Below are 24,384 nucleotides of genomic sequence, written 5' to 3'. Positions count from 1 at the left end.
CGCCGCCCGCAGCCGCGCCGCCCGCCGCCGCGCGGCCGCGCCGCCCACTGCTCTCACCAATTCGACGGAGATTTGGCTCTGAACGGCGCTGTCGGGCATTTTTCAGGCCCCACAGGGCAGAATCTCCGTCGAATTCGTTCACGCACCGGCGGGGTGCGAGCGGACAAGCGGAGGCAGGGAGTGGACGCCGGGCGAGGGTGGCGGCAGGAGAGGCTCGCTCCTATTTCGTGGCGGCGATGTCCGGAGCCTCGAGCCGCACGCGGTCGGCGGACTCGTCGTCGGGCTGCTGCTGCGACGCGCGTTCCGCCGCCACCCGCTTGAGGTAGGTGCCCACTTCGCGCGCCTCCCGGGCTTCGTCCCAGCCGAGCACCCCGGCCATCAGCCGCGCGGCCACGGGCGCCGCCGAGACGCCGCGGTCCCAGGCCTCGATCGAGATGCGAGTGCGGCGAGCCAGCACGTCCTCGAGGTGCAGGGCGCCCATATGCGTGGCCGCGTACACGACCTCCGCCTCGATGTAGTCGTCGGCCCCCGGCAGCGGGTCCGCCAGTGACGGGGTCTCGCGGATCAGGTCGAGAAGCTCGTCGGTCAGGGTGCCGTAGCGGTTCAGCAGGTGCTCGACGCGGACGGTGTGCAGGCCGAACGCCCGCGCGATCCGGCCGCGCTTGTTCCAGGCGGCCTGATAGCCCTCGGCGCCGAGCAGCGGGATCTCCGCCGTGGTGGAGGCCGGGACCCGTTCGTCGAAGGCGTCGACGGCCGCATCGATTGCATCCTTCGCCATCACCCGGTACGTGGTCCACTTTCCGCCCGCGATCACCACCAGGCCGGGCACGGAGTGTCCGACGAGGTGTTCGCGGGACAGCTTCGAGGTGCTCTCCGACTCCCCGGCCAGGAGCGGCCGCAGGCCGGCGTAGACTCCCTCGACGTCCTCCCGGGTCAGCGGCACCCGGAGCACGGCGTTCACGTGTTCGAGCAGGTAGTCGATGTCGGCGGCGGTGGCGGCCGGGTGCGCCTTGTCCAGATGCCAGTCCGTGTCGGTCGTGCCGATCAGCCAGTGTCGTCCCCAGGGGATCACGAACAGGACGCTCTTCTCGGTGCGCAGCAGCAGCCCCATGGCCGACTGGAACCGGTCCCGGGGCACGACCAGGTGGATGCCTTTCGACGCGCGCACCTTGAAGGTGCCGCGTTCGCCGACCATGCGCTGCGTGTCGTCGGTCCAGACCCCGGTGGCGTTCACGACCTGCCGGGCCCGCACCTCGAACCGTTCATCGGTCTGCAGGTCGTGGGCGTGCACGCCGACCACCCGCTCACCCACCTTGATGAATCCTTCGACCCGCACCCGGCTGGCCGCGTGCGCCCCGTAGAACGACGCGGTGCGCACGAGCGAGGCCACGTAGAGCGCGTCGTCGACCTGCCCGTCGTAGTAGGTGATGCCGCCGACGATCGTGTCGGTGTTCAGGCTGGGCAGAAGCCCCTTCACCTGCCGCTTGGACAGGTGGCGGTGGTGCGGCACACCGGGGGCGCGCCCGCCGGTATATGAAAACAAGTCGTAGAGGAGCATGCCGGCGCCCACGTAGAAGCGCTCGGTGACGCGCTTCCTGAGCGGGTACAGGAACCGCACCGGCTTCACCAGGTGCGGGGCGATGCGCTGCAGGAGCAGGCCACGCTCCGTCAGAGCCTCGCGCACCAACCGGAAGTCGGCCTGTTCCAGGTAGCGGATGCCGCCGTGCACCAGCTTGGACGACCGGCTCGACGTTCCCGACGCCCAGTCCCTGGCCTCGAGGATTCCCACGCTCAGGCCGCGGGTGACCGCGTCCAGGGCGGCTCCGGTGCCGACGATGCCGCCGCCGACCACGAGGATGTCGAGCTCTTTGCCCTTCAGCCGTTCGAGGGCCGCAGCTCGTTCCTCCGGACCCAGTTTCGTGGATCGCGACGCCGAATTACCTGGTGCCATGTGCTCACTCCCATTCCGGATGGTGTGGTGCTTACCTGACGCTAATTCATACCGACGCTAGTTCACTCGGTGCGGCGCGACAACCGTCTAATTCCCCCGGTACGGGGCGACGACCACCTCGACGCGCTGGAATTCCTTCAGGTCGGAGTAACCGGTGGTCGCCATCGACCGGCGCAGCGCGCCGACGAGGTTCGCGGTGCCGTCGGCGATCGGCGTCGGGCCATACAGGATGGTCTCGAGCGGCGCCAGGGCGCCCACCTCGACCCGCTTGCCGCGGGGCAGCTTCGAGTGGTGCACCTCGGCACCCCAGTGGAAGCCGCCGCCGGGGGCATCCGTCGCCCGGGCCAGCGCGGTGCCGAGCATGACGGCGTCGGCGCCGCAGGCGATGGCCTTGACGATGTCGCCGGAGGTGTTGAGGCCGCCGTCAGCGATGACGTGCACGTAGCGTCCACCGGACTCGTCCATGTAGTCCCGGCGGGCACCGGCGACATCGGCCACGGCCGTGGCCATGGGCGCGTGGATGCCGAGGGAGGCGCGCGTGGTCGAGGCTGCGCCGCCGCCGAAGCCGACGAGCACGCCGGCCGCACCCGTGCGCATGAGGTGCAGGGCCGCGGTGTAGGTCGCCGCCCCGCCCACGATCACGGGTACGTCGAGTTCGTAGATGAACTTCTTGAGGTTGAGGGGTTCCTGGTTCTGCGAGACGTGCTCGGCAGAAACGGTGGTTCCGCGGATGACGAACAGGTCGACGCCGGCGGCGACGACGGTCTCGTACAATTCCTGCGTGCGCTGCGGCGACAGGGCGCCGGCCACAGTCACGCCGGCCGCGCGGATCTCCGCGAGGCGGGCGGTGACGAGCTCGGGCTTGATCGGCTCGGAGTACATCTCCTGCATGCGCGCGGTGGCCCGGTCGGCGGGCAGCTCGCGGATCTCGGCGAGGAGCGGCTCGGGGTTGTCATAGCGGGTCCAGAGGCCCTCGAGGTCGAGCACGCCGACGCCGCCGAGCTGACCCATCATGATGGCCGTCTGCGGGGAGACCACGGAGTCCATCGGCGCCGCGAGGAACGGGATCGAGAATTGATACGCGTCGATGGTCCAGTCGACCGACACATCCTCCGGGTCGCGGGTGCGCCGGCTGGGCACAATCGCGATGTCGTCGAAGGCGTACACGCGGCGGGCGCGCTTGGAGCGGCCGATCTCGATTTCCATGATTTCAGTTTAGGTGCCGCGGCGCTCCTCGACGACGGATGCCGCGGGGTGCATCCTGAGGTGATGGACGTCACCGCCGACCCTCTGTCCTTCCTGCGCGAGCGCACCAGCATGAAATGGCGCAGTTTTCCCGCCGATGTGCTGCCGCTCTTCGTCGCCGAGTCCGACTTTCCGCTCGCCGAACCTATCCGGGACGCGTTGACAGCGGCGGTGCGGCGCAGCGACACCGGGTATGTCGCACCGGTCAACGGGCTTGGCGCGGCCTTCGCGGGGTTCGCCGGTCGCCGCTGGGGCTGGCAGGTCGACCCGGAGCAGGTGACCACCACGACGGATGTCAGCGTGGCCATCGTGGAGACCCTGCGAATGCTGATCAGGCCCGGCGACCGGGTTGTGATCACTCCCCCGGTCTACCCGCCGTTCTTCGACCTCGTGCCCGAGGCCGGCGGGGTGCCGCACGCCGTGCCACTCCTCGCCGGTCAGACCGGCTGGACCCTCGACCTGGACGGCCTCGAGCGCGCCTTCCGATCGGGCGTGCGCTGCGTGCTGCTCTGCAACCCGCACAACCCGATCGGGCATCCGCACACCGTCCAGGACCTTACGGCGCTGTCCGAGCTCGCCGCCCACTACGGCGTCACGGTCGTCAGCGACGAGGTCCACGCCCCGCTGACCTACACCGACGCCGCTTTCACGCCCTACCTCACGGTCTCCACCGAGGCCGCCGACCACGGCGTCTGCGTGACGAGCGCGAGCAAGGCCTGGAACCTGGCCGGCCTCAAATGCGCGCTTCTCGTCACCGCCGGCGAACGGATGCGCGCCGAGCTCGCCGCCCTGCCCCAGGAGGTGTCCTGGCGCACAAGCCAGTTCGGGCTGATCGCCGGCATCGCGGCGTTCCGCGACGGGGAGCCGTGGCTGGACGGGGTGATCGCGGCCCTCGACGACAATCGGCACGAGCTCGCCGCGCTGCTCGACGCGCAACTGCCCGGGGTCGGCTACCGGCAGCCAGGGGCCGGCTACCTGGCCTGGCTTGACCTGCGGAGCCTCGGCTGGGGTGACGACCCGGCGCTGGTCGCACTCGAGCAGGCCCGGGTCGCGCTCAGCCCCGGCCCGATGTTCGGCGAACCGGGCCGGGGCTTCGCGCGTCTCAACTTCGGGTGTTCACCTGAGGTGCTCGCGGAAGCGGTCTCCCGGCTGGCCGCGGCCGCCTAGTCGCCCTCGAGTACTGTCAGCGGCGGTAGTTGGGCGCCTCGACCACGATCTGCACGTCGTGCGGGTGCGACTCCTTGAGCCCGGCGGACGTGATCCGAACGAACTTACCCTTCTGTTTGAGCTCGTCGATCGTGCGCGCGCCCACGTAGAACATGGACTGGCGCAGGCCGCCGATCAGCTGGTAGGCCACGGCGGACACCGGTCCGCGATACGGGACCTGGCCCTCGATGCCTTCCGGGATGAGTTTGTCGTCGGAGGGGACATCCGACTGGAAGTAGCGGTCCTTGGAGTAGGAGGTCTTCGTGCCGCGGCTCTGCAGCGCGCCGAGCGAGCCCATGCCGCGGTAGGTCTTGAACTGCTTGCCGTTGACGAAGACAAGCTCGCCGGGGCTCTCGTCACAGCCGGCGAGCAGGGAGCCGAGCATGACGGTGTCCGCGCCGGCGACCAGTGCCTTGGCGATGTCGCCGGAATACTGCAGCCCGCCGTCGGCGATGACCGGGATGCCGGTCTCCCGGGCCGCGAGCGACGCCTGGTAGACGGCGGTGATCTGCGGCACGCCGACGCCGGCGACGATGCGGGTGGTGCAGATCGAGCCGGGGCCGACCCCGACCTTGATCGCGTCGACGCCGGCGTCGATGAGGGCCTGGGCGCCGGAGCGGGTGGCCACGTTGCCGCCGATCACGTCGACCCCCTCGAAGGCAGGGTCGGACTTCAGGCGACGGATGATCTCGAGCACCCCGGCGCTGTCGCCGTTGGCGGTGTCGACCACGAGCACGTCGACGCCTGCCTCGAGAAGTGCGGTGGCGCGCTGCCAGGCGTCGCCGAAGAAGCCGATAGCCGCGCCGACGCGCAGTCGTCCGGCATCGTCCTTGGTGGCGAAGGGGTATTCCTCGCTCTTGTCGAAGTCCTTGACCGTGATCAGGCCCGTCAGGCGGCCGTGGTCGTCGACGAGGGGAAGCTTCTCGATCTTGTGGGTGGCGAAGATGGCGACGGCGTCCATCGGGGCCATGCCGACCTTGCCCGTGATCAGCGGTGCCGTCGTCATCACCTCGCGCACCCGGGTCGTGTGCTTTTTGGTGGTGGAGACGAACCGCATGTCCCGGTTTGTGATGATGCCCACGAGCACGCCGTCGGCGTCGACGACGGGAAGACCGCTGATCCGGTACTGCCCGCAGAGGGCGTCGACCTCCGCAACGGTGGCGTCGGGCGAAGTTGTTACCGGATTGGTAATCATGCCGGATTCGCTGCGTTTGACGAGGTCGACCTGCTCGGCCTGGTCCGCGATCGAGAGGTTGCGGTGCAGCACGCCGAGGCCACCCTCACGGGCCATCGCGATGGCCATCCGGGTCTCGGTGACGGTGTCCATCGCGCTGGACAGCAGCGGCGTGGCCACGCTGATCCGGCGCGTCAACCGAGACATTGTCCCGGCTTCACTGGGAATGACGTCGGTGTGCCCCGGAAGAAGAAGGACGTCGTCGTACGTAAGCCCGGTGAAACCGAACGGATCTGGCTGATCCATGAAACCCCTTTTAACAATGCAGGAAAGTGGAGAAAACGCGGCCATCCAACTCGATTACCGGCTTCTCAATGTTAAGCGACGTTGCGCTCTGCGCATTCCTCAGCAGAGAATCTAGGGAGTGTCGGCCGTCGTCGGAACATATGCGACATAATCTTCACTTACTGTCAACAAAGATGTTGGTAGGTGAGACCCGGGGCACGCTCGGTCACAGACCCAACGGTGCCGCCATGGAGGTGCAGTGAATTCCCCTGAAGCTGTTCGCAGATTCTCACCCAGAATGCTGGTGATCTTTTTCGGCCTGCTCTTCGCAGCCCTGACTATGTCCACATTCGCCACCGTCTCGGCCAGTCCGGCTCATGCCGACGAGGTCGGAACCGATGAGTACGAGTTCGTACTCACCGGCAATGTGCAGTTCGACCAGAAACCGCTCGACAATGTGCTGATCACCGTCGAGGGGGCCGGCTATGAAGCATCCGTGGAAACGGGTGCCGACGGCAAGTGGAAGGTCGGCGTGCCCGAGAAGGCCGCCTACACCGTCACCCTCGATGAGGAGACCCTCCCCGAGGGCGTCGTCGTCGCTAAGGGCGGCAGCGTGATCGAGGCGGAATTCGCGCTCACGAAGGTGAAGTCGGTCAACTTCTTCCTCGGTGAGGGCACGCGCACGACGGTGAGCTTCTTTGACCAGTTCATCAATCGGTTCGTCAACGGGCTGAACTTCGGTCTGCTCCTGGCCCTCGCCGCGATCGGGCTGTCCCTGATCTTCGGCACCACCGGGCTGAGCAACTTCGCGCATGCGGAGATGATCACCTTCGGCGCGCTGATGTCCCTCCTCTTCTCGGTCACGCTCGGCCTGCCGATCTGGCTGGCGATCATCATCGCCGTCGCGCTGAGCGCGGGCTTCGGCTGGAGCCTGGACGCGGTGATCTGGAAGCCGCTGCGCCGCAAGGGCGTCGGTCTGATCCCACTGATGATCGTGAGCATCGGCCTCTCGCTCGCCCTGCGCTACCTGTTCCAGATCTTCGTCGGCGGCGGAACGAGCCAGCTTCCGGGATCCGGCCTCGCCGACATGCAGCTGGGTCCGATCCGGCTCTCGATGATCGACGTGGCCAGCATGGGCATCAGCATCGTGGTGCTGTTGGCCGTTTCCTACTTCCTGTTGCGCACCCGCATCGGCAAGGCCACCCGCGCGGTCTCCGACAATCCCAGCCTGGCCTCGGCCAGCGGGATCGACGTCGACGGCGTCATCCGGATCGTCTGGGTGCTCGGTGGGGCCCTCGCCGGCCTCAGCGGAATTCTGTGGGCCTACTTCCGACCGGGCGTCAGCTGGGATATGGGTTTCCAGATCCTGCTGCTCGTCTTCGCGGCCGTGACCCTCGGCGGTCTCGGCACCGCTTTCGGCGCCCTGATCGGTTCGATCATCGTCGGCCTGTTCGTCGAACTGTCGACGCTGTTGCTTCCCTCCGACCTTAAATACGTCGGTGCACTTGTCGTGTTGATCCTGGTGCTGCTGCTTCGGCCGCAAGGCATCCTGGGTCGCAAAGAGAGAATTGGCTAGAAGGGCATCCGATGATCGACTGGGGAGCAATCTTTAGCAACGCAGCCGTCGAGCTGATCAGCCCGACCACCGCCGCCTACGCCCTCGCGGCTCTCGGGCTGGCGATCCACTTCGGATACACCGGCCTCCTGAACTTCGGCCAGGCCGGCTTCATGGCCCTCGGAGCCTACGGGTTCGCCATCTCCACCCTCAGCTTCGGTTTCCCCGTCTGGGGTGCCGTGCTGGTGGGGGTCGGCGCATCCGTCGTTTTCGCCCTGGTCCTGGGCATCCCGACGCTCCGCCTGCGCGCGGACTACCTCGCGATCGTGACGATCGCGGCGGCCGAGATCGTGCGCCTCCTGTTCACGACGAACACGTTCCAGTCCATCACGGGTTCCGCGAACGGCCTGAGCGGCTACAAGGGCGGTTTCGCCGGCCTCAACCCGATCCCGGAGGGGCGCTACGGCTTCGGCCCCTTCGAGTACAACGAGTACGACTGGTGGCTGCGCATCGTGGCCTGGTCGATCGTGGCCCTCGCCTGCCTGTTCACATGGCAGATCATGCGCAGCCCGTGGGGTCGCGTGATCAAGGGAATCCGTGAAGACGAGGATGCTGTGCGCGCGCTCGGCAAGAACGTCTACTCCTACAAGATGCAGTCTCTGATTCTCGGTGGCGTGTTCGGCACGATCGCCGGAATGATCTTTGTGCTTCCCCGTGCGGTGGTGCCCTCGAATTATCAGACGTCCCTGACGTTCTTCATCTACGCGATCCTCCTGCTCGGCGGCGCGTCGACGATTCTCGGGCCGGTCATCGGCTCGATGGTCTTCTGGGTTCTGCTCTCCTTCTTCTCCGGGTTCATCGCCCGAGCGGTGGAGGCAGGCTGGATCCCTTTCATCACCAGCATTCAGGCCGGCCAGCTGCGCTTCATCCTGGTCGGAGTGGCGATCATGCTTATAGTCATCTTCAGACCGCAAGGCATCTTCGGAAACAAGAAGGAGTTGGCCTTTGTCAAATAACACCGTTCCCAGCAACAAGCCGGTCAAGTCGACCGACCTGCACATCGGCGAGGCCGAACCGGGCTGCAAGAAGCGCGACCCGATCCTGGTTGCCGACGGCGTGAGTCGAACCTTCGGCGGTCTCAAGGCCGTCGACGTCGACCACGTCGAGATCCCGCGCGGCGCCATCACGGCGCTGATCGGACCCAACGGAGCCGGCAAGACCACCCTGTTCAACCTGCTGACGGGCTTCGACAAGCCTGACACCGGGTCGTGGACCTTCGAGGGTCGCCCCCTGTCGGGGATGCCCGCGTTCAAGGTGGCCCGGATGGGCCAGGTGCGCACTTTCCAGCTCACCAAGGCGCTCGGCCTGCTGACCGTCATGGACAACATGCTGCTCGGCGCCAAGGGCCAGGCCGGCGAGAACCTGTTCCGGGCGATCTTCCCCTTCTTCTGGGCCAAACAGGAGGAGGCGAACAGGGTGCAGGCCCTCGATATCCTCGAACGGTTCAAGCTCGACACCAAGAAGGATGACTACGCCGCAAGCCTCTCCGGCGGGCAGCGCAAGCTGCTCGAGATGGCACGGGCGCTGATGAGCGAGCCGAGCCTGGTGATGCTCGACGAGCCGATGGCCGGGGTGAACCCGGCACTGACGCAGTCGCTACTGGACCACATCCTCAACCTGAAGGCGGAGGGCATGACGGTTCTGTTCGTCGAACACGACATGCATATGGTGCGCCACATCGCCGACTGGGTCATCGTGATGGCCGAAGGCCGCGTGGTCGCCGAGGGCGACCCGCACGAGGTGATGCGTAACCCCGCCGTGATCGACGCCTACCTGGGTCAGCACCACGACGAGGACCTCGGCGAGGATCCGGCCGCCGAAACAGAACATGTGGAAGCCATTAAGGAGTTGCTCGATTGACGAACACCAGCCCCGCCGCCGCGCCGGCTTACACGCCCACCGGGCAGCCCGTCGTCGAGGTCAAGACGGTGACGGCCGGCTACCTGCCGGGCGTCAACATCCTCAACGCCTGCTCCCTGACCGCCTACGACGGCGAGCTGATCGGGATCATCGGCCCGAACGGCGCCGGCAAGTCCACGCTGCTCAAGTCGATCTTCGGCCAGGTCAAGGTCCGGGAGGGTGAGATCCTGCTTCGCGGCGAGAACATCACCAACCTCAAGGCGAACAAGCTCGTGGCCAAGGGCGTCGGTTTCGTGCCCCAGACGAACAACGTCTTCCCCACGCTCACGATCCAGGAAAACCTGGAGATGGGCATGTTCCTGAAGCCGAAAGGCCTGACCGAACGCCTCGAGTTCGTCACGGAGATCTTCCCGGAGCTCGGGAAGCGTCTGCAGCAGCGCGCCGGATCGCTGTCCGGCGGGGAACGCCAGATGGTGGCCATGTCGCGGGCGCTGATGATGGGCCCGCACGTACTGCTGCTCGACGAGCCGAGCGCAGGCCTCTCCCCCGTGCGCCAGGACGAGGCGTTCCTGCGTGTCAAGGAGATCAACAAGGCCGGCGTGACCACGATCATGGTGGAGCAGAATGCGCGCCGGTGCCTGCAGATCTGCGACCGCGGTTACGTGCTCGACCAGGGCCGTGACGCCTACACGGGCACCGGCCGCGAGCTGCTGAACGATCCCAAGGTGATCGGCCTCTACCTCGGCACCCTCGGCCAGGACGACTAGCCGGAGCCGCCAGCACCGACTGCACGCCCCGCACGACGAAGCGGCGCCCGAGATCTTCGGGCGCCGCTTCCGTGTGTCCGGTGCTCCGTGTCCGGTGACGCCGATCGTGTCCGGGAGAGGGGCGTCACCGGGTGACGGCCGTCACCGGGCGCACGAAGAAGGGCCCCGACCGAAGTCGGGGCCCTTCCAGATCGAATGCCGGTCAGCGACGAATCGTGACTAGTTGATGCGCTTGTACGTGTTGTCTTCGAGGTACTCGTAGACGCCGATGGTTGCCTCGGTCGGGTCGCCGTTCTCATCGAACGTGACCGGGCCGGAGAAGCCCTCGTAGTCGACCTGGTCGCCGGCCGCGAGGGCTTTAGCCGCCGCGGTGAAGTCGGAGACCGTGGTGCCGTCGCCGGTTCCCCCAGAGACCTGGCGGAGGTGCTTGGAGATGGCCTCACCTGAGACGTCGTTGGCCGCGTAGGCGGCCAGCGCGACGAGCATGACGGCGTCGTAAGATTCTGCCGCGTAGCTGAAGTCGGTCAGGGTGGGGTCGATCTCCTTGAGACGATCGGTGAAGTCGCCGAGGGTTCCTACGTCGAGGCCGGGCAGCGTGCCCTTGGCACCGGTGATGATGCCGGCGTCGAAGTCCTTGCTGTAGTCGGACAGGTTGCCGTCCACGAAGTACAGGTTGCCACCGGGGAAGCCGGAGCCGACCAGTGCGGGGGTGATGACCTTGGCCTGGTCGAACGTGATCAGGGCAATCGCGTCGGGGTTGGCGGCGGTCACTTCGGAGATCTGAGCGGCGAAGTTGGAGTCACCCTCGTTGAACAGGGACGTGGCGACAACCTCGCCGCCCGCAGCCTCGAAGGCGGTCGTCGTGGACTCGGCCAGGCCGGTGCCGTAAGAGTCGTTGAGCACGATCAGGCCGAGGGTGCTGTTGCCGTCGTCGGCGATCTGGGTGCCCAGGACTTCACCCTGCAGCAGGTCGGACGGGGCGGTGCGCCAGTAGAGGTCCTTGTCGGCGTACTTCGTGAAGTCCGCCGAGGTGTTGGCCGGGGAGAACTGCACGACGCCCGCGCCGGTGATCTGGTCGATCACGGTCTTGGAGACGCCGGAGGATGCCGCGCCGATGATGGCGGAAACCTTCTGCGAGAGAAGGTCGGTCACCGAACCGGTCGCGGTGTCCGTCGTGGTGTCGCCGGAGTCACGGAAGATGGCCTCAACGGTCAATCCGAGGTTCGCGTCGTTGATGTCCTTGACGGCCAGGGCGACGCCGGCTTCTTCGGGCGGGCCGAGGAAGGCCAGGGCGCCACTCTGGGGAAGGATGGTGCCGACCTTCAGGGTCAGGTCACGGTCGCCGGCCGTGATGGCCTGGGCGTCTCCGCTCGCGGCGGGGGCTTCCGATGCAGCCGGCTCAGTGGTGTTGCTGCTGCAGCCGGTGAGCAGAAGTGCACTGACGCCGACCAAGGCGACTCCAGTGACGACTGCCCGAACTGAGCGGGAGGCCGAGGCCTTCGCGAATACGCTCATGTTGCTCCTTGGGACTAGGAATGAGAAATGACAGCGGTCGATTGACTGCCGTTCTGTCACATTATTGACAGGAATCGCGCGAAACAAGGCAACCGGGTTACATCCGTGTAACGCAGACCAAATCGTTACGATCGGCGGCCGGTGACGCCCTGATAAGCGATCTGTTGCGCATCGGCCAGCGCGGCCGCACATTCTCCCCAGGATGCGCAGGCGAACGCCCCGGTACTGACCTGGTCGAGAGCGGGCCTGATCGACGCCGCACCGTCGTCTCCGGCCCGTGCTGCGGCCAGGGCGCTCAAGACGACTCCGTCATAGGCTTCACCGCCGCCGGCAGTGTCGACCAGCCCTGGATCGAGGGTGCGCAGGCGCGCTGCGAAGCCGTCACTGGCGGCCAGCGGCGTGCCTCCGTTCGCGAAGTCGCCGAGCCACAGCAGTACCACCGGCGCCGCCGCGACGGCGGCCGCCAGATCGCCCGGCATCGGAACGGTGGCGTCCCACAGCACGACGTCGACGCCACGAGCCAACAAGTCGGTCAGCGACGTCGCCGGGTCGACGGCGGAGTCGCGGTGGATGATCTCGATCGGAGCCCCGAGAATTCGGCCCTGCTCGGTGATCTCCCGGGCGGCCAGTTCGGAGCCGGCCACCTGTGCCGCACCACTGGCCGCCGCCGGGCCCGTCATGGGGAACAGAGTTCCGAGGCGCACGGTCCCGTCACCGGACGGAGCCACCACGACGGACGCGGCGGCAGCGGGCTCGACTGAGGGCGGCGCGACCTCAGCCCTACATCCGGACAGCAGGAGCACGCAGGCCAGCGCCCCGACGAGGATGACGGGCAGGGAAGTCGACGCAGTGCGCATCCGGTGTCCTTTCACATACGAGGTGCGTCCCCGAGCGTAGCGGGGCTCAGACCGGTTCAAGGGACGCACGCCGGGGCGCGCGTCCGGTGAGGACCATGTCGGTCGTGAGAACGACCAGCGCCACCCAGACCAGTGCGAAACCGACCCAGCGCTCGGGCGGCATGGGCTCGAGCAGCACGAAGACGCCGACCAGGAACTGCAGGATCGGAGCGAAGTACTGGATCAGACCCATGTATGTCAGAGGCAGGCGCCGGGCCGCGGCGGCGAAGAACAACAGCGGCACAGCGGTCACAACACCTGCTGCCAGCAGCCCCACGGTATGCCAGATGGACACGCTTCCGAAGGTGAGACCGGAGACAGAGGCCACCACGATCAGCTGCACCACGGCGATGGGTGCGAGCCAGACCGTTTCGAGGGTGAGTCCGGCGACGGCATCGACGTCGCGGCCGACCCTTTTCTTGATCAATCCGTAGAATCCGAACGAGAACGCGAGGATGAGCGACACCCACGGCAGCGAGCCGTAGCCGACGGTGAGCACGACGACGGCCCCGAGGCTGATTCCCACGGCCACCCACTGCAGCAGGCGCAGCCTCTCGCGCAGCAGAATGACGCCGAGGAACACGGTCACGATCGGGTTGATGAAGTAGCCGAGGGCTGCCTCGACCACGTGGCCGCTGAGGGCGGCGAAGACGTAGGTCTGCCAGTTGACGAAGATCAGCAGGCCGGCCAGACCCATGGTGAACACGATGCGAGGCCTCCGCAGCAGCGCGAGGAAGGACTTCCACTTGCGCGTGACCGTGATCAGCAGTGCGCAGAACACCAGGGAGAAGAGAACCCGCCAGGCCACGATCTCGAAGGCACCACTGGGCGCGAGGAGTAGAAAGTAGAGCGGCAGCGTGCCCCAGAGGGCGTAGGCGAGGACCGCGTAGATCAGTCCCTTGCTCTGCTCCGACCGCGCCGGGCGGGCCGCGCGGATTTTCCCGGGTGGAAGAGCGTCTTGCGCCACAGCGGACCTTTCTTAACGACGAATCCCGGATGGCCAGGGCCATCCGGGATTCTACCGTTGCGTGGGTGTGGCTAGCGAACGACGACTGCGAGCACGTCGCGGGCCGACAGGACGAGGAGGTCCTCACCACCGAACTTGACTTCGGTTCCACCGTACTTGGAGTAGATCACCTTGTCGCCGACGGCGACGTCGAGTGGAATGCGGTTGCCGTTGTCGTCAATGCGGCCGGGGCCGACTGCGACAACTTCGCCCTCCTGGGGCTTTTCCTTGGCGGTGTCAGGAATGACCAGACCTGATGCGGTGGTCTGCTCTGCGTCGACCTGCTTGATGACGATGCGATCCTCGAGCGGCTTGATGGAGACCGACACGGTTGACCTCTTTCTTAGCTAAGACATAGTTAGCAGACTCACAGCGAGAGTGCCAAGACGAGTTTAGGGCGCATCTGGCACTCACGCAACGTGAGTGCCAGATGCGTCGTGTTGATAGGTTTACACGATGGAACGCTCAGAGCTCGTCGAGCTGTTATCGCCGGGCGGTTTGCGCCTGCTGGACTCGTTGCCGCCGTACGACGCGGCCGCCGACGTCGTGCGGGTGGTGAGCGAACTGCGCAAGGCCGGACACAGCCCCGAGCTGGTCACCGCGGTGCTCAGCCAGTCCCGGCTCCGAGCCAGGGCCGTGCCCAAGTTCGGCGAGTTCGCCGGCCGCATGCTGTTTACGGAGGCCGGCCTCGAGCAGGCCACCCGGCTGCGGGTGGCGGCGCTGCACGCCGGCCGCTTCGCGGGCGCGTCCCTGAACCGGGTCGTCGACCTCGGCTGCGGCATCGGAGGCGACGCCATGGCCCTGGCCGCCATGGACCTCACGGTGACGGGGGTGGACGCCGACGAGGTGACCGCGACCGTCGCCAGCTACAACCTGGCTCCGTTCGAGAACGCGAGCGTTCTGCACTCGTCCGCGGAAGACGTCGACCTGGCCGGCTTCGACGCCGCCTGGCTCGACCCGGCCCGGCGCACCGCCGGGCACTCCAACACCTCGCGCCTGACCCGGCCGGAGGACTACTCCCCGCACCTCGATTTTGTCTTCGGTCTCAGTGAGCGGATGCCCGTCGGCGTCAAGCTCGGGCCGGGCCACGACCGCGAGCTGATCCCCGCGGAAGCCGAGTCGCAGTGGGTCTCCGTGGACGGCAAGCTCGTGGAGATGGGGCTGTGGTTCGGAGCACTGGCGCGCGCCGGCATCCGTCGCTCCGCCCTGCTGCTCGGCCGGACCGGGATCCACGAACTGACCGCGCCCCACGACAGCACGGATGCCCCGGTGGGAGTGCTGGGCGACTACCTGTACGAGCCGGACGGCGCGATCATCCGTGCCCGTCTGATCGGGGACCTGGCCCGGTCGCTCGACGCGTCGATGCTGAGCGAGGGGATCGCGTATTTCACCTCCGAGACCCTGCAACGCACGCCCTTCGCCACCGCATTCCGGGTGCTCGAGGTGCTGCCGGTCGACGAGAAGAAGCTGCGGCTGGGCCTACAAGAACGCCGCATCGGCACTCTCGAGATCAAGAAACGCGGCGTGGACGTCGACCCGGCCACCCTGCGCACCCGACTGAAGCTCAAGGGCCCCGAGTCGGCGACGCTCGTGCTCACCCGGGCCGCCGGCCACCGGGTGGCTCTGCTGGTGGAGCGGATTCCGCCACTCGACTGAGGCCAGCGGCGAAGGACAGCATGGCTCAGCCGGGCACGACCGTCAGCACCTGTGTGACGATCGACACCCACCCGACCGCGAGGACCAGCCCGGCCAGCCCGGTCCACAGCCCGTAGGCCCACGCGGTGCCGGCACGGCGCTCGGTCACGCGGGCCATCACGGCCAGCACGACCGCGGCCAGGGAGAGCGCCGCACCCCAGACGCCGAAGACCGCGATCAGCAGCCCCAGCAGCCCGAAGACGAGCGATGCGATGGACAGCCCGCCCTGGCCTGCCTGCGCGGTCAGCTCGCTGTCGGTGTAGACGTACGGCACCCATTCGGTAGGGGCTGTGATGGTCGACGCGTAGTCCAGCTCCCCCGGAGCGGGCGCCGGAGGCCGGGTGAGGTCGACCCGGAAGTCATCGTTGCGGGACCAGTCCCGTTCCTCCCCAACCATCCCCGCTGCTATCTTCCGCTCAGTACGACGAGTTGGGGATGGTGGCGAAGAAGACAGACCAGATCACGATACTGACCAGTGCCAGACCGACGCCGATGAACCCCGTGATCAGCCCGGTCAGCCAGAAGCCCCTCGCCTGCGGCTCCTTCGACTTACCGAGGAAGCCCAGGACGACCGCGGCGGCGGGGATGAACAGTCCGAGGATGCCACCCACAATCGGGAGGAACACGATCGGCGAGCCGAGCACGCCGATAACGCCGGCGACCAGCGCCAAGATGCTGAAAATCGGCTGCTTCGCGGCGACCGCACCGAAGGGCGACGAATACGCGTCGCCATGGGCAGGCGCCTGGGTCATCGCCGGGGTGCCGTAGCCGGGCGGCGGGGTCGCGGCGCCGTAGGCGGGCGGGACGGAGGCCGACGGGGTCGGGCCGTTGTACGCCGGCGGGGCGGCGGACGCCCCCTGCTCGTCGCGCGGGATATCGGGGACCTGCGGCACGTCAGGCACCTCCGGCACGCCGGGCACCTGGGGCACGTCAGGCACGCGGGGCACGTCAGAGTTGCTGGGGTTGTTGGAATCGCTCATGCGAATTCATTCCTTTCCGGACAACGGGGTGGCGTCGCTAATTGCATATCGGGTCACGGGTCATCGACGCGCAGGGTTTCTGCCCGTGGCCACCGGGTCAGTAGGTATTGAGCAGGGTCGGGTCGTTCGCGATCGCGATCATCAACGGGATCAGCAGGACGACGGCCAGGAGCTGAGCCGCCAGGCCGGCGTAGCCGACAATGAGGCCGGCAATCGCGAGTCCCCGTCCCTTTTCTCCGGTCTTCCCGATCTGGCTCAGACCGATGTGGCCGGTGATGATGCCGACCAGGGAGATCCCGAGCACCGAGGTCACGAGCGACACAATGGACAGCACGTTGTACTTCTCGGATGGGCCCTGCGGCGCGTAGGGCTGAGGGTAGCCCGGCTGGGCGTAGGCCGGAGCGGCCTGCGCCGCCGGCGGCTGGAACATGGGCGGGTTAACCGGCGGCTCGTTGGGATCGGTCATGTCGATTGCTCCTTCGGGAATGGTGCATCTGGGCTGCCAATCTGGCTCCCAGCCGGACAAGGTGTTGATCGCACGAACAAACGTCGCCTGCCGAAGCTAGAATACCCGTCCGGTGGCGAAATACCGGTGGGAGGGGGTTTCAGACCTGGATCTCGGAGACCGGAAGGGTGGAGTCCGCCCCGAACTCCAGTGACGAAGGCGCATGCCCGGCCATGATCAGCTGCGCCCCGAGGGCGGCGATCATGGCGCCGTTGTCGGTGCAGAGCGATAGAGGCGGGATGCGCAGGGCGATGCCGGCGGCATCCGTGCGCTCCTGGGCCACCTGACGCAGCCGGGCGTTGGCGATCACGCCGCCCCCGAGCAGGAGCCTCGGCACACCGAGGTCGACGCAGGCCGCGACTGACTTGGTCAGGAGGATGTCGACGACCGCCTCTCGGAAACTGGCGGCCACGTCGGCCAGCGGCACCGACTCATCCGCGTCGCGTCTCTGCTCGACCCAGCGCGCGACCGAGGTCTTGAGCCCGGAGAACGAGAAGTCGTACCGGTGTTTCGCCATGTCCTTGGTCTGGCTGAGACCGCGGGGGAAACGGATGGCCGCGGGATTGCCTTCCCGCGCGGCCCGGTCGATCTGGGGTCCGCCCGGGTAGGGCAGGCCGAGCAGGCGGGCCACCTTGTCGAAGGCCTCGCCGGCCGCGTCGTCGATGGTCTCGCCGAGCAGTTCGACGTCGGAGACCAGATCGCGCACCAGCAGCAGTGAGGTGTGACCGCCGCTGACGAGAAGCGCAACGGTGGGGTATTCCAGCGGCTTCGTGGAGTCGTCTGCGCCGAGTCGAAGCACATCGGCCCCGACGTGACCGACGAGGTGGTTGACCGCGTAGATCGGTTTGCCGAGCGAGATGGCTAGTGCCTTGGCCGCGCCGACCCCGACCATGAGCGCGCCGGCCAGACCGGGGCCGCAGGTCACGGCCACCGCATCGATGTCCTCCAAACGGATGCCGGCCTCCAGCGCGGCCGCCCGGATCGCCGGAACGAGCTCCTCAAGGTGTGCGCGCGCGGCCACCTCCGGCACGACTCCGCCGTAGCGGGCGTGTTCGTCCATCGACGACGCGATCGTGTTGGAGAGCAGGGTGGTTCCGCGCACGATTCCGATTCCGGTCTCGTCGCAGGAGGTCTCGATGCCGAGCACGAGCGGGTTGGCGCGGTTCTGCGCGGTCATCGCGTTCAGGGTGGTCTGCGCGTTCAGGGCGGTCATTCGGTGGCCTCCAGTGCGGCCTCTGCCGGTGTCATCTGCATCTCGGCGTCAGGCACGTGCAGTCGCATCACGATCGCGTCGACGTTGTCGGGCTGGTAGTAGCCAGGGCGGATGCCCAACTCCTCGAAGCCGAGTCGGCGGTAGAGTTCCTGGGCCGGCGGGTTGTCGGCGCGCACCTCGAGGAACACCTCGCGCACGCCCCGCTTCCGGGCCTCGGCGATCAGGCTGAGCATCAGGGTTCGGCCGAGGCCGTGGCCGCGGGTCTCTTGGGTGACCGCGATGGTCTGAATGTCGCCCTCGCGCGCTCCCTGCAGGGCCTGCAGCCCGGCGTAGCCCTCGATCCGGTCGGGCTCATCGGGGGGGAAGGCCACCAGGTAGTAGCAGTTCGGGTTGACCACGTCCTGGGCCATCGCCTCGGCGGACCACGCGTCGTTGACGAAGATACGGGTCTCGAGCGCCATGATGGCGTCCACATCGGCGGCTCGGGCGCGCCGCAGCTGCCACATCATCAACTCACCCGTTTCGGGCCGTTGGACACGGTGACATCCGGCGAGCGCAGGTAGAGCGCCGTGTCGGCGGCGAACGGGCGCTGGTGGGCCCACATCAGCTCGGCAACCTGCCCCAGCTCCCCGGCGGACACGGCGACCGCGTCGAAGCGGGGCACCTCAGCGTGCGCCCAGCCGGGCTCCCGCAGCACGGCTGGCTGGGCCACACCAGGACCGTCGACCCGGATCGGGAGACCCACGGCATCCGCCCCGCTATACACGGACCAGTTCACCTCGCGGCGACGGGCGTCGGTGACGACGACGAGCGAGCCGGTGTGGCCGGCCTGGTAGCGGCCGAAGGCGAGCGCATCGTGGCTGACGACGGGCACGAAGGGCACCCCGGCGCCCAGCGCGAAGACCCGCGCGGCGGCGATGCCCACACGGAGACCGGTGAAGGGGCCGGGACCCATGCCGCCGACCACCGCGGAGAGGCCGCTGATCGGCACGGCCGCGTCGCTGAGGCAGTCGGCGATCAGGCGGCCGACCACCTCGGCGTGGCGCATAGTGTCGTCGGTGGCGTGTTCGGCGATGACGCCTCGGGCGAGATCCACGACCGCGACGCTCGTTCCGGCGGAAGTATCGATGGCGAGAAGCACCTCACCAGCCTATTCGCTGTGTTCGATGCGCTGTGCCGCTAATGCGCTGTGCCGCCGACGGGCTGTGCTGCCGATCCTGCTCCGCCAAGCCTGCTCGTCGGCCGCCCTGAACGAATTCGACGGAGATTTTGGGCTCTGGAGCCGGATCGGGCCCACTATGGGCCTGTAGGAGCAAAATCTCCGTCGAATTCGTTCGGCCAGCGGGGGCCGTGCGGGGTGACCGTGACCGTGCGCGGCTCGTCGAGGTCGAGCACCTCGGCCTCGTCGGCGACGACGGATGCGGCCGCCTGCGAGGCCCCGACGGGCCGTTCGATCTCGATATCGAGCCAGGAGTCGGCGATACCGTTGAGCATCCCGCGACCCCACTCGACCACGACGATCGACCGAACGAAATCGATGTCGAGGTCATCCAGCTCGAGGGCGCTTCCGAGCCGGTAGGCGTCGACGTGCACGAGCGGGGGTCCGCCGATCGTGCTGGGGTGGGTGCGGGCCAGCACGAAGGTGGGGCTGGTGACCGAGCCGCGCACCTGCAGACCCTCCCCCAGGCCGCGGGTGAAGGTCGTCTTTCCGGCGCCGAGGGGCCCGGTCAGCACGATCAGGTCGCCGGCCTGCAGCAGCCCCGCGACCGTGCGGCCGAACTCGTGCATGCTGTCGGCGTCGGGGATGACGGCGCGCATCAGCGCGAACCGCCGCCGGGCCGAACGCCGCCGCCGGGCCGCGTGCCGCCCGCCGCGCCGTCGACCGCGTTCCGGTAGCTGCGGGTAACCCGGCGGCCGATCCGGGTAACGATCTCGTAGTTGATGGTGCCGGCGGCGTCGGCCCAGTCGGTCGCGCTCGGCACACCGGTCTCCGGGTTGCCGAACAGTACGACCTCGTCGCCGACCGTCACGCGTTCCTGGCCGATGCTGACGACGAACTGATCCATCGCGATGCGCCCGACCAGCGGATGCGAGTGTCCAGAGATGTCGACCCACGCGGTTCCGGAGGCCTGGCGGGGCACGCCGTCCGCGTAGCCGAGTGGCACGAGGGCGAGGTAGCCGTCGACCGGTGCCCGCCACAGGTAGTCGTAGGACACCCCGGCCCCCGCAGCCACGCGGCGCACGGCGGCGACGCGCCCCCGCAGCGTCATCGCCGGGGTGAGGCCCAAATCCCGCGACGTCTGGTCCGCGAACGGCGACAGACCGTAGATGCCGATGCCCACCCGCACCATCGAGAAGCGGGCGGCCGGCACGCGCAGCGCCGCCGCGGTGGACGCCAGGTGGATCAGAGACGGGGTCAGCCCGGTGTCGGCGGCGAGAGCGACACCGCGTTCGAAGCGCTCGATCGCCTCGGCGTCGTCGACCGGGGACGCATTCGACAGGTGGCTGAAAATGCCGGTCACGGTCAGGCGGCCGGCCTGCTCGAGCTGGGCCGCCAGAGCGAACGTCTCGGCCCAGTCCGGTTCGTTCACGCCGTTGCGGTTGAGCCCGGTCTCGAGCTTGAGGTGCACGTCGGCCACGCGACCGAGAGCGGCGGCGGCCTCGGCGACCTGGCGCAGCTGCCGCGCCGAGGACAGCCCGAGGGTGATGCTCCGGGTGATGGCGACGGTGAAATCGGCATCCGGATCGTGCAGCCAGGCCAGGACGGGCGCGTCGATGCCGGCGGCCCGCAGCTCGAGCGCCTCGTCGACGTCGGCCACCCCGAGCCAGTCGGCGCCCGCGGCGAGCGCGGTGCGGGCGACCGGCACTGCCCCATGGCCGTAGGCGTTCGCCTTGACGACGGCCATCAGGTGCGGGGTGCCGGCCACCTGCCTGAGGTGCGCGACGTTGGCGTAGACCGCGCCCAGGTCGACGACGGCCTCGCGGTATCCGGTCATGCCCCGCCCTCCGCGACCACGAACGCACAGGCCACCCCGGCGTCGTGAGTCATGGTCAAGTGCACTGTGTCGATGCCGCGGGCCGTCAGTGCCGCCGCGGTAGCCCCGTGAAGCACGAATCCCGGGTTGCCGTGCGCGTCGGTCACGACGTCCATCTCCTGCCAGCTGGCGCCGGCACTGTCGCCGAGCGCTTTGATCAGTGCCTCCTTGGCCGCGAAGCGCGCGGCCAAGGAGTGCATCGGCAACCCGCGCTCGGCTTCCGTGAAAAGCCGGGGAATAAGCCCAGGCGTGCGCAAGACCTGCCGTTCGAAGCGAGCGAGGTCGACGATGTCGACCCCGATGCCCCGGATCATCCGGTCAACCCTTGCACCCTGTGCTGCACCCTCCGGCTACTCCGACTCGAGGACTGGCGCTACTCGACCGTGACGGACTTCGCCAGGTTGCGTGGCTGGTCGACGTCGAGGCCCTTCACCGTGGCGAGTTCCATGGCGAAAATCTGCAGCGGTACGACCGCGAGGAGCGGTTCGAACAGCGGCGAGGCCAGCGGGATGCGGATGACGGTGTCCGCGAACGGCAGCACCGCGACATCCCCTTCTTCGGCGATCGCGATGATGCGCGCGCCGCGGGCCCGGATCTCCTGGATGTTCGAGACCACCTTGGGGTGCAGGTGCGCGGAGCCGCGTGGGCTCGGCACAACGACGAAGACCGGCTGGCCGGGCTCGATCAGCGCGATCGGGCCGTGTTTGAGCTCACCGGCGGCGAAGCCCTCCGCGTGGATGTACGCGAGCTCCTTGAGCTTGAGCGCACCCTCGAGCGCGATCGGGAAGCCCACGTGGCGGCCGAGGAAGAGCACGGCACGCGTGTCGGCCATCCAGGTGGCCAGCTCGTGCACGGTCGACTCCTGCAGCAGCGTGGTCGCCAGCTTGTCCGGGATGGCCTGGAGCTCGGCGATCTGCACGGCGCACTCGGCTTCGCTGAGGCTGCCGCGCACCCGGGCCAGGTGCAGGCCGAAGAGGTAGAGGGCGGCGATCTGGGCGGTGAAGCCCTTCGTTGAGGCCACGGCGACCTCCGGGCCGGCGTGGGTGTAGATGACGGCGTCCGACTCGCGGGGGATGGTGGCACCCTGCGTGTTGCAGATCGAGATGGCCTTCGCACCCGCTTCCCGGGCGAACTTGACCGCCATCAGCGTGTCCATGGTTTCGCCGGACTGGCTGATCGAGATGACCAGGGTCTCGGGGTTCAGCACCGGGTCGCGGTAACGGAACTCGTGGCTGAGTTCGATGTCGACCGGAACCCGGGTCCACTTCTCGATGGCGTACTTGGCGACGTAGCCGGCGTTCGCCGCGGTGCCGCAGGCGACGACCACGATGCGACGGATGCCGGCGAGCACGTCGTCTCCGAATTCGGTCAGCTCGGGAACGACGGCCTGGCCCTCATGGATGCGCCCGCGCAGGGTGTTGCGCACGGCATCCGGCTGCTCGGAGACCTCCTTGGCCATGAAGCTGGACCAGCCGCCCTTCTCGGACGCGGAGGCATCCCAGGCGATGTCGAACTCTTCCACTTCGACGGCGTTGCCGTCGAAGTCGGTCACGGTGACGAGGTCCGGCGTGATCGTGACGATCTGGTCCTGGCCGATGGCGACCGCGCGGCGGGTGTACTCGACGAAAGCGGCGACGTCGGAGCCGAGGAAGTTCTCTCCGTCGCCCAGGCCGATCACGAGCGGGGAGTTGCGGCGGGCGCCGACGACGATGCCGGGCTGGTCTTGGTGGACGGCGAGCAGGGTGAAGGCACCGTCGAGGCGGGAGACGACAGCGCGGAACGCTTCGCCCAGGTCGCCGACGCGCTGGTATTCCCGGCCAAGCAGGATCGCGGCGACCTCGGTGTCGGTCTCACTCTCGAAGGTGAATCCCTCGGCGAGGAGTTCGTCCTTGAGCACGGAGAAGTTTTCAATAATTCCGTTGTGAATAAGGGCCAGCTTGCCGTTGTCACCCAGGTGCGGGTGCGCATTCACGTCATTCGGCGCCCCGTGGGTGGCCCACCGAGTGTGTCCGATCCCGGTGTTCCCATTATTGATCGGGTTCGCCTCAAGCTCGGCGGCCAGAACGGCCAGCTTGCCCGCTCGCTTAGCGGTATTGAGAGCACCCTCGCTGTCGATGACAGCGATCCCCGCGGAGTCGTACCCCCGGTACTCGAGTCGCCGCAGACCTCCCATCAGGACCTGAACGCTCTTGTTATCTCCGACGTAACCAACGATTCCACACATGACTGCGATATTAGTCCGAGTAAGCTCGGTGAAATGTCCGATCCGGTTGCGAGTCCCTGGAACAACGGCCACAGCACTCCTTTCGTCGAACTGGACCGGGCTGACTGGGCCGCCCTCGCGCCAACCACCCGGCTTCCGCTGCGGGAGACGGAGATCGTGCAGTTGCGGGGGCTGGGTGAGCCGCTCGACCTCAGTGAGGTGACGGATGTCTACCTGCCGCTCAGCCGCCTGCTCAACCTCTACGCCGCCGGTGCACGGCAGCTGCACCGCGCCACGAGCGACTTCCTCGGGGAGCGCGCCCAGCGCACGCCGTTCGTGATCGGGGTCGCCGGATCGGTCGCGGTGGGCAAGTCCACCATCGGCCGCTTGCTGAGGGAGCTGCTGGCCCGCTGGGAGGACACCCCGCGGGTCGAGTTGGTGACCACCGACGGTTTCCTGCTGCCCAACGCCGAACTCACCCGCCGGGGCCTGATGGACCGAAAAGGGTTCCCCGAGTCCTACGACCGGCGGGCCCTGCTACGCTTCGTGGCCGCGGTCAAGAGCGGTGCCGCCGAAGTGCGGTCGCCGTTCTACTCACACCTCAGCTATGACATCGTGCCCGACGCCCAGATCGTGGTGCGGCAGCCGGACATCCTGATCGTCGAGGGTCTCAACGTGCTGCAGCCGCCCGGACCGGGCCACGGCCTCGCCGTCAGCGACCTCTTCGACTTCACCGTATACGTGGACGCCCGCACGCAGGACATCGCTCGCTGGTACGAGGAGCGCTTTCTCAAGCTGCAGCGCGGCGCATTCAGTAATCCGAAGTCGTACTTCCACCGGTACGCGAGTATGACCGAGGCCGAGGCGCGGAGCCGGGCCCGGGAAATCTGGACCGAGATCAACGAACCGAACCTGCTGCGCAACATCCGTCCGACCCGCTCTCGGGCGACCCTCGTGCTGCGCAAGGATCCGAACCACTCCGTCTCCAAGGTGCTGCTGCGCAAGGTGTGACCCGCCGTGTGTCACCGCACAGTGCGCTCCGCCGGGTGTCACCGCACAGGCACCCTCGACGTGCGGGCACCCTCGACGTCCGGGCACCCTCGACGTCCGGGCACTCCGGCCGTGAACCAATTCGACCGAGATTTTGACGAAAAGCCGGTTTCTGTGGCTGTTTCGGAACGATTCGGCCACAATCTCCGTCGAATTCGTCAGGGGCGCGGGGCGGAGCGGGCG

At 67.7% G+C, this 24,384-nt stretch carries 24 protein-coding genes; 7 read left to right on the top strand and 17 right to left on the bottom strand.

The window, feature by feature from the left end; genetic code table 11:
* Window positions 1-220 precede the first annotated feature (220 nt).
* Both E3O54_RS10825 and E3O54_RS10820 read right to left on the bottom strand, forming a co-directional pair.
* Window positions 221-1,951: a glycerol-3-phosphate dehydrogenase/oxidase gene (locus tag E3O54_RS10825; RefSeq protein ID WP_134401569.1), complete on the bottom strand. Its 1,731-nt coding sequence runs from the start codon at window positions 1,949-1,951 to the stop codon at window positions 221-223.
* A gap of 87 nt (window positions 1,952-2,038) precedes the next feature.
* Window positions 2,039-3,157 carry a GuaB3 family IMP dehydrogenase-related protein gene (locus tag E3O54_RS10820; protein ID WP_104100918.1) on the bottom strand — a complete coding sequence of 373 codons (1,119 nt, stop codon included), beginning with the start codon at window positions 3,155-3,157 and terminating at the stop codon, window positions 2,039-2,041.
* A gap of 63 nt (window positions 3,158-3,220) precedes the next feature.
* On the opposite strand from E3O54_RS10820, the gene E3O54_RS10815 reads away from it, so the two are divergent.
* On the top strand, window positions 3,221-4,363 hold the full coding sequence (locus tag E3O54_RS10815; RefSeq protein ID WP_134342992.1) for a MalY/PatB family protein: 1,143 nt from the start codon (window positions 3,221-3,223) through the stop codon (window positions 4,361-4,363).
* A gap of 16 nt (window positions 4,364-4,379) precedes the next feature.
* Here E3O54_RS10815 and guaB read toward each other — a convergent pair whose 3' ends face one another.
* A complete protein-coding gene (gene guaB, locus E3O54_RS10810) occupies window positions 4,380-5,882 on the bottom strand; it encodes an IMP dehydrogenase (protein ID WP_134342978.1) in 1,503 nt (500 codons plus the stop codon).
* Between the two features lie 277 nt (window positions 5,883-6,159).
* On the opposite strand from guaB, the gene E3O54_RS10805 reads away from it, so the two are divergent.
* The 4 genes from E3O54_RS10805 to E3O54_RS10790 are packed head-to-tail and all read left to right on the top strand — an operon-like array spanning window position 6,160 to window position 10,103.
* Window positions 6,160-7,437 carry a branched-chain amino acid ABC transporter permease gene (locus E3O54_RS10805; RefSeq protein WP_104100921.1) on the top strand — a complete coding sequence of 426 codons (1,278 nt, stop codon included), beginning with the start codon at window positions 6,160-6,162 and terminating at the stop codon, window positions 7,435-7,437.
* A 14-nt stretch (window positions 7,438-7,451) separates the two neighbouring features.
* Window positions 7,452-8,432 (top strand): branched-chain amino acid ABC transporter permease, encoded by a 981-nt coding sequence (locus E3O54_RS10800; RefSeq protein WP_104101024.1) that lies wholly within the window; start codon window positions 7,452-7,454, stop codon window positions 8,430-8,432.
* Entirely contained in the window at window positions 8,422-9,336 is a 915-nt protein-coding gene (locus tag E3O54_RS10795) for an ABC transporter ATP-binding protein (RefSeq protein ID WP_104194003.1), read from the top strand. The genes E3O54_RS10800 and E3O54_RS10795 overlap by 11 nt, the downstream gene beginning before the upstream one ends.
* On the top strand, window positions 9,333-10,103 hold the full coding sequence (locus E3O54_RS10790) for an ABC transporter ATP-binding protein (protein WP_104171787.1): 771 nt from the start codon (window positions 9,333-9,335) through the stop codon (window positions 10,101-10,103). Before E3O54_RS10795 ends, E3O54_RS10790 begins: the two co-directional genes overlap by 4 nt.
* Window positions 10,104-10,322: 219 nt before the next feature.
* On the opposite strand, the gene E3O54_RS10785 is transcribed toward E3O54_RS10790, so the two are convergent.
* From E3O54_RS10785 to groES, 4 genes are all read right to left on the bottom strand, one after another.
* The gene (locus E3O54_RS10785) at window positions 10,323-11,618 is read right to left on the bottom strand and encodes an ABC transporter substrate-binding protein (RefSeq protein WP_104100924.1); all 1,296 of its coding nucleotides are present in this window, start codon (window positions 11,616-11,618) and stop codon (window positions 10,323-10,325) included.
* Between the two features lie 125 nt (window positions 11,619-11,743).
* Entirely contained in the window at window positions 11,744-12,475 is a 732-nt protein-coding gene (locus E3O54_RS10780) for an ABC transporter substrate-binding protein (protein WP_134401568.1), read from the bottom strand.
* A gap of 46 nt (window positions 12,476-12,521) precedes the next feature.
* A complete protein-coding gene (gene rarD, locus E3O54_RS10775; protein ID WP_104101025.1) occupies window positions 12,522-13,451 on the bottom strand; it encodes an EamA family transporter RarD in 930 nt (309 codons plus the stop codon).
* 101 nt (window positions 13,452-13,552) lie between these two features.
* Window positions 13,553-13,849: a co-chaperone GroES gene (gene groES / locus E3O54_RS10770; RefSeq protein WP_066597535.1), complete on the bottom strand. Its 297-nt coding sequence runs from the start codon at window positions 13,847-13,849 to the stop codon at window positions 13,553-13,555.
* Window positions 13,850-13,976: 127 nt separating this feature from the next.
* Here groES and E3O54_RS10765 point away from each other — a divergent pair, with 127 nt between their 5' ends.
* Window positions 13,977-15,176, top strand: a complete 1,200-nt coding sequence (locus E3O54_RS10765; RefSeq protein WP_104100926.1) for a methyltransferase domain-containing protein — start codon at window positions 13,977-13,979, stop codon at window positions 15,174-15,176.
* A gap of 25 nt (window positions 15,177-15,201) precedes the next feature.
* On the opposite strand, the gene E3O54_RS10760 is transcribed toward E3O54_RS10765, so the two are convergent.
* The 10 genes from E3O54_RS10760 to glmS all read right to left on the bottom strand — a co-directional run bounded on the left by E3O54_RS10760 (window position 15,202) and on the right by glmS (window position 23,172).
* Window positions 15,202-15,612 (bottom strand): DUF4190 domain-containing protein, encoded by a 411-nt coding sequence (locus E3O54_RS10760; RefSeq protein ID WP_104100927.1) that lies wholly within the window; start codon window positions 15,610-15,612, stop codon window positions 15,202-15,204.
* A gap of 19 nt (window positions 15,613-15,631) precedes the next feature.
* Window positions 15,632-16,195: a DUF4190 domain-containing protein gene (locus tag E3O54_RS10755; RefSeq protein WP_104100928.1), complete on the bottom strand. Its 564-nt coding sequence runs from the start codon at window positions 16,193-16,195 to the stop codon at window positions 15,632-15,634.
* A gap of 97 nt (window positions 16,196-16,292) precedes the next feature.
* On the bottom strand, window positions 16,293-16,661 hold the full coding sequence (locus E3O54_RS10750; RefSeq protein ID WP_104100929.1) for a DUF4190 domain-containing protein: 369 nt from the start codon (window positions 16,659-16,661) through the stop codon (window positions 16,293-16,295).
* Window positions 16,662-16,800: 139 nt separating this feature from the next.
* Window positions 16,801-17,913 carry a tRNA (adenosine(37)-N6)-threonylcarbamoyltransferase complex transferase subunit TsaD gene (gene tsaD / locus E3O54_RS10745; protein ID WP_134401567.1) on the bottom strand — a complete coding sequence of 371 codons (1,113 nt, stop codon included), beginning with the start codon at window positions 17,911-17,913 and terminating at the stop codon, window positions 16,801-16,803.
* On the bottom strand, window positions 17,910-18,422 hold the full coding sequence (gene rimI / locus E3O54_RS10740) for a ribosomal protein S18-alanine N-acetyltransferase (RefSeq protein ID WP_134342972.1): 513 nt from the start codon (window positions 18,420-18,422) through the stop codon (window positions 17,910-17,912). Before rimI ends, tsaD begins: the two co-directional genes overlap by 4 nt.
* Window positions 18,422-19,054: a tRNA (adenosine(37)-N6)-threonylcarbamoyltransferase complex dimerization subunit type 1 TsaB gene (tsaB, locus tag E3O54_RS10735; RefSeq protein WP_134401566.1), complete on the bottom strand. Its 633-nt coding sequence runs from the start codon at window positions 19,052-19,054 to the stop codon at window positions 18,422-18,424. Before tsaB ends, rimI begins: the two co-directional genes overlap by 1 nt.
* A gap of 155 nt (window positions 19,055-19,209) precedes the next feature.
* The gene (tsaE, locus tag E3O54_RS10730; RefSeq protein WP_104100933.1) at window positions 19,210-19,731 is read right to left on the bottom strand and encodes a tRNA (adenosine(37)-N6)-threonylcarbamoyltransferase complex ATPase subunit type 1 TsaE; all 522 of its coding nucleotides are present in this window, start codon (window positions 19,729-19,731) and stop codon (window positions 19,210-19,212) included.
* Window positions 19,731-20,909, bottom strand: coding sequence for an alanine racemase (gene alr, locus E3O54_RS10725; RefSeq protein ID WP_134401565.1), 1,179 nt, complete (start codon window positions 20,907-20,909; stop codon window positions 19,731-19,733). The genes tsaE and alr overlap by 1 nt, the downstream gene beginning before the upstream one ends.
* Window positions 20,906-21,262 carry a holo-ACP synthase gene (locus tag E3O54_RS10720; RefSeq protein WP_104100935.1) on the bottom strand — a complete coding sequence of 119 codons (357 nt, stop codon included), beginning with the start codon at window positions 21,260-21,262 and terminating at the stop codon, window positions 20,906-20,908. Before E3O54_RS10720 ends, alr begins: the two co-directional genes overlap by 4 nt.
* A 59-nt stretch (window positions 21,263-21,321) precedes the next feature.
* Window positions 21,322-23,172 carry a glutamine--fructose-6-phosphate transaminase (isomerizing) gene (gene glmS, locus E3O54_RS10715; protein ID WP_104100936.1) on the bottom strand — a complete coding sequence of 617 codons (1,851 nt, stop codon included), beginning with the start codon at window positions 23,170-23,172 and terminating at the stop codon, window positions 21,322-21,324.
* A gap of 33 nt (window positions 23,173-23,205) precedes the next feature.
* Here glmS and coaA point away from each other — a divergent pair, with 33 nt between their 5' ends.
* The gene (coaA, locus tag E3O54_RS10710; protein ID WP_104100937.1) at window positions 23,206-24,162 is read left to right on the top strand and encodes a type I pantothenate kinase; all 957 of its coding nucleotides are present in this window, start codon (window positions 23,206-23,208) and stop codon (window positions 24,160-24,162) included.
* Window positions 24,163-24,384: the final 222 nt, after the last annotated feature.

The sequence above is a fragment of the Cryobacterium sp. TMT2-4 genome (assembly GCF_004402575.1).
Classification (GTDB): Bacteria; Actinomycetota; Actinomycetes; order Actinomycetales; family Microbacteriaceae; genus Cryobacterium; species Cryobacterium sandaracinum.
This window is presented reverse-complemented; position numbering and strand designations above follow the sequence as displayed.

What these genes read in the sequence shown, in the direction of transcription:
- E3O54_RS10825 (WP_134401569.1), bottom strand. Translation starts at nt 1,951, where the DNA reads ATGGCACCAGGTAATTCGGCGTCGCGATCCACGAAACTGGGTCCGGAG.
- E3O54_RS10820 (WP_104100918.1), bottom strand. Translation starts at nt 3,157, where the DNA reads ATGGAAATCGAGATCGGCCGCTCCAAGCGCGCCCGCCGCGTGTACGCC.
- E3O54_RS10815 (WP_134342992.1), top strand. Translation starts at nt 3,221, where the DNA reads ATGGACGTCACCGCCGACCCTCTGTCCTTCCTGCGCGAGCGCACCAGC.
- guaB (WP_134342978.1), bottom strand. Translation starts at nt 5,882, where the DNA reads ATGGATCAGCCAGATCCGTTCGGTTTCACCGGGCTTACGTACGACGAC.
- E3O54_RS10805 (WP_104100921.1), top strand. Translation starts at nt 6,160, where the DNA reads ATGCTGGTGATCTTTTTCGGCCTGCTCTTCGCAGCCCTGACTATGTCC.
- E3O54_RS10785 (WP_104100924.1), bottom strand. Translation starts at nt 11,618, where the DNA reads ATGAGCGTATTCGCGAAGGCCTCGGCCTCCCGCTCAGTTCGGGCAGTC.
- E3O54_RS10780 (WP_134401568.1), bottom strand. Translation starts at nt 12,475, where the DNA reads ATGCGCACTGCGTCGACTTCCCTGCCCGTCATCCTCGTCGGGGCGCTG.
- E3O54_RS10765 (WP_104100926.1), top strand. Translation starts at nt 13,977, where the DNA reads ATGGAACGCTCAGAGCTCGTCGAGCTGTTATCGCCGGGCGGTTTGCGC.
- E3O54_RS10760 (WP_104100927.1), bottom strand. Translation starts at nt 15,612, where the DNA reads ATGGTTGGGGAGGAACGGGACTGGTCCCGCAACGATGACTTCCGGGTC.
- E3O54_RS10755 (WP_104100928.1), bottom strand. Translation starts at nt 16,195, where the DNA reads ATGAGCGATTCCAACAACCCCAGCAACTCTGACGTGCCCCGCGTGCCT.
- E3O54_RS10750 (WP_104100929.1), bottom strand. Translation starts at nt 16,661, where the DNA reads ATGACCGATCCCAACGAGCCGCCGGTTAACCCGCCCATGTTCCAGCCG.
- tsaD (WP_134401567.1), bottom strand. Translation starts at nt 17,913, where the DNA reads ATGACCGCCCTGAACGCGCAGACCACCCTGAACGCGATGACCGCGCAG.
- rimI (WP_134342972.1), bottom strand. Translation starts at nt 18,422, where the DNA reads ATGATGTGGCAGCTGCGGCGCGCCCGAGCCGCCGATGTGGACGCCATC.
- tsaE (WP_104100933.1), bottom strand. Translation starts at nt 19,731, where the DNA reads ATGCGCGCCGTCATCCCCGACGCCGACAGCATGCACGAGTTCGGCCGC.
- alr (WP_134401565.1), bottom strand. Translation starts at nt 20,909, where the DNA reads ATGACCGGATACCGCGAGGCCGTCGTCGACCTGGGCGCGGTCTACGCC.
- E3O54_RS10720 (WP_104100935.1), bottom strand. Translation starts at nt 21,262, where the DNA reads ATGATCCGGGGCATCGGGGTCGACATCGTCGACCTCGCTCGCTTCGAA.
- glmS (WP_104100936.1), bottom strand. Translation starts at nt 23,172, where the DNA reads ATGTGTGGAATCGTTGGTTACGTCGGAGATAACAAGAGCGTTCAGGTC.
- coaA (WP_104100937.1), top strand. Translation starts at nt 23,206, where the DNA reads ATGTCCGATCCGGTTGCGAGTCCCTGGAACAACGGCCACAGCACTCCT.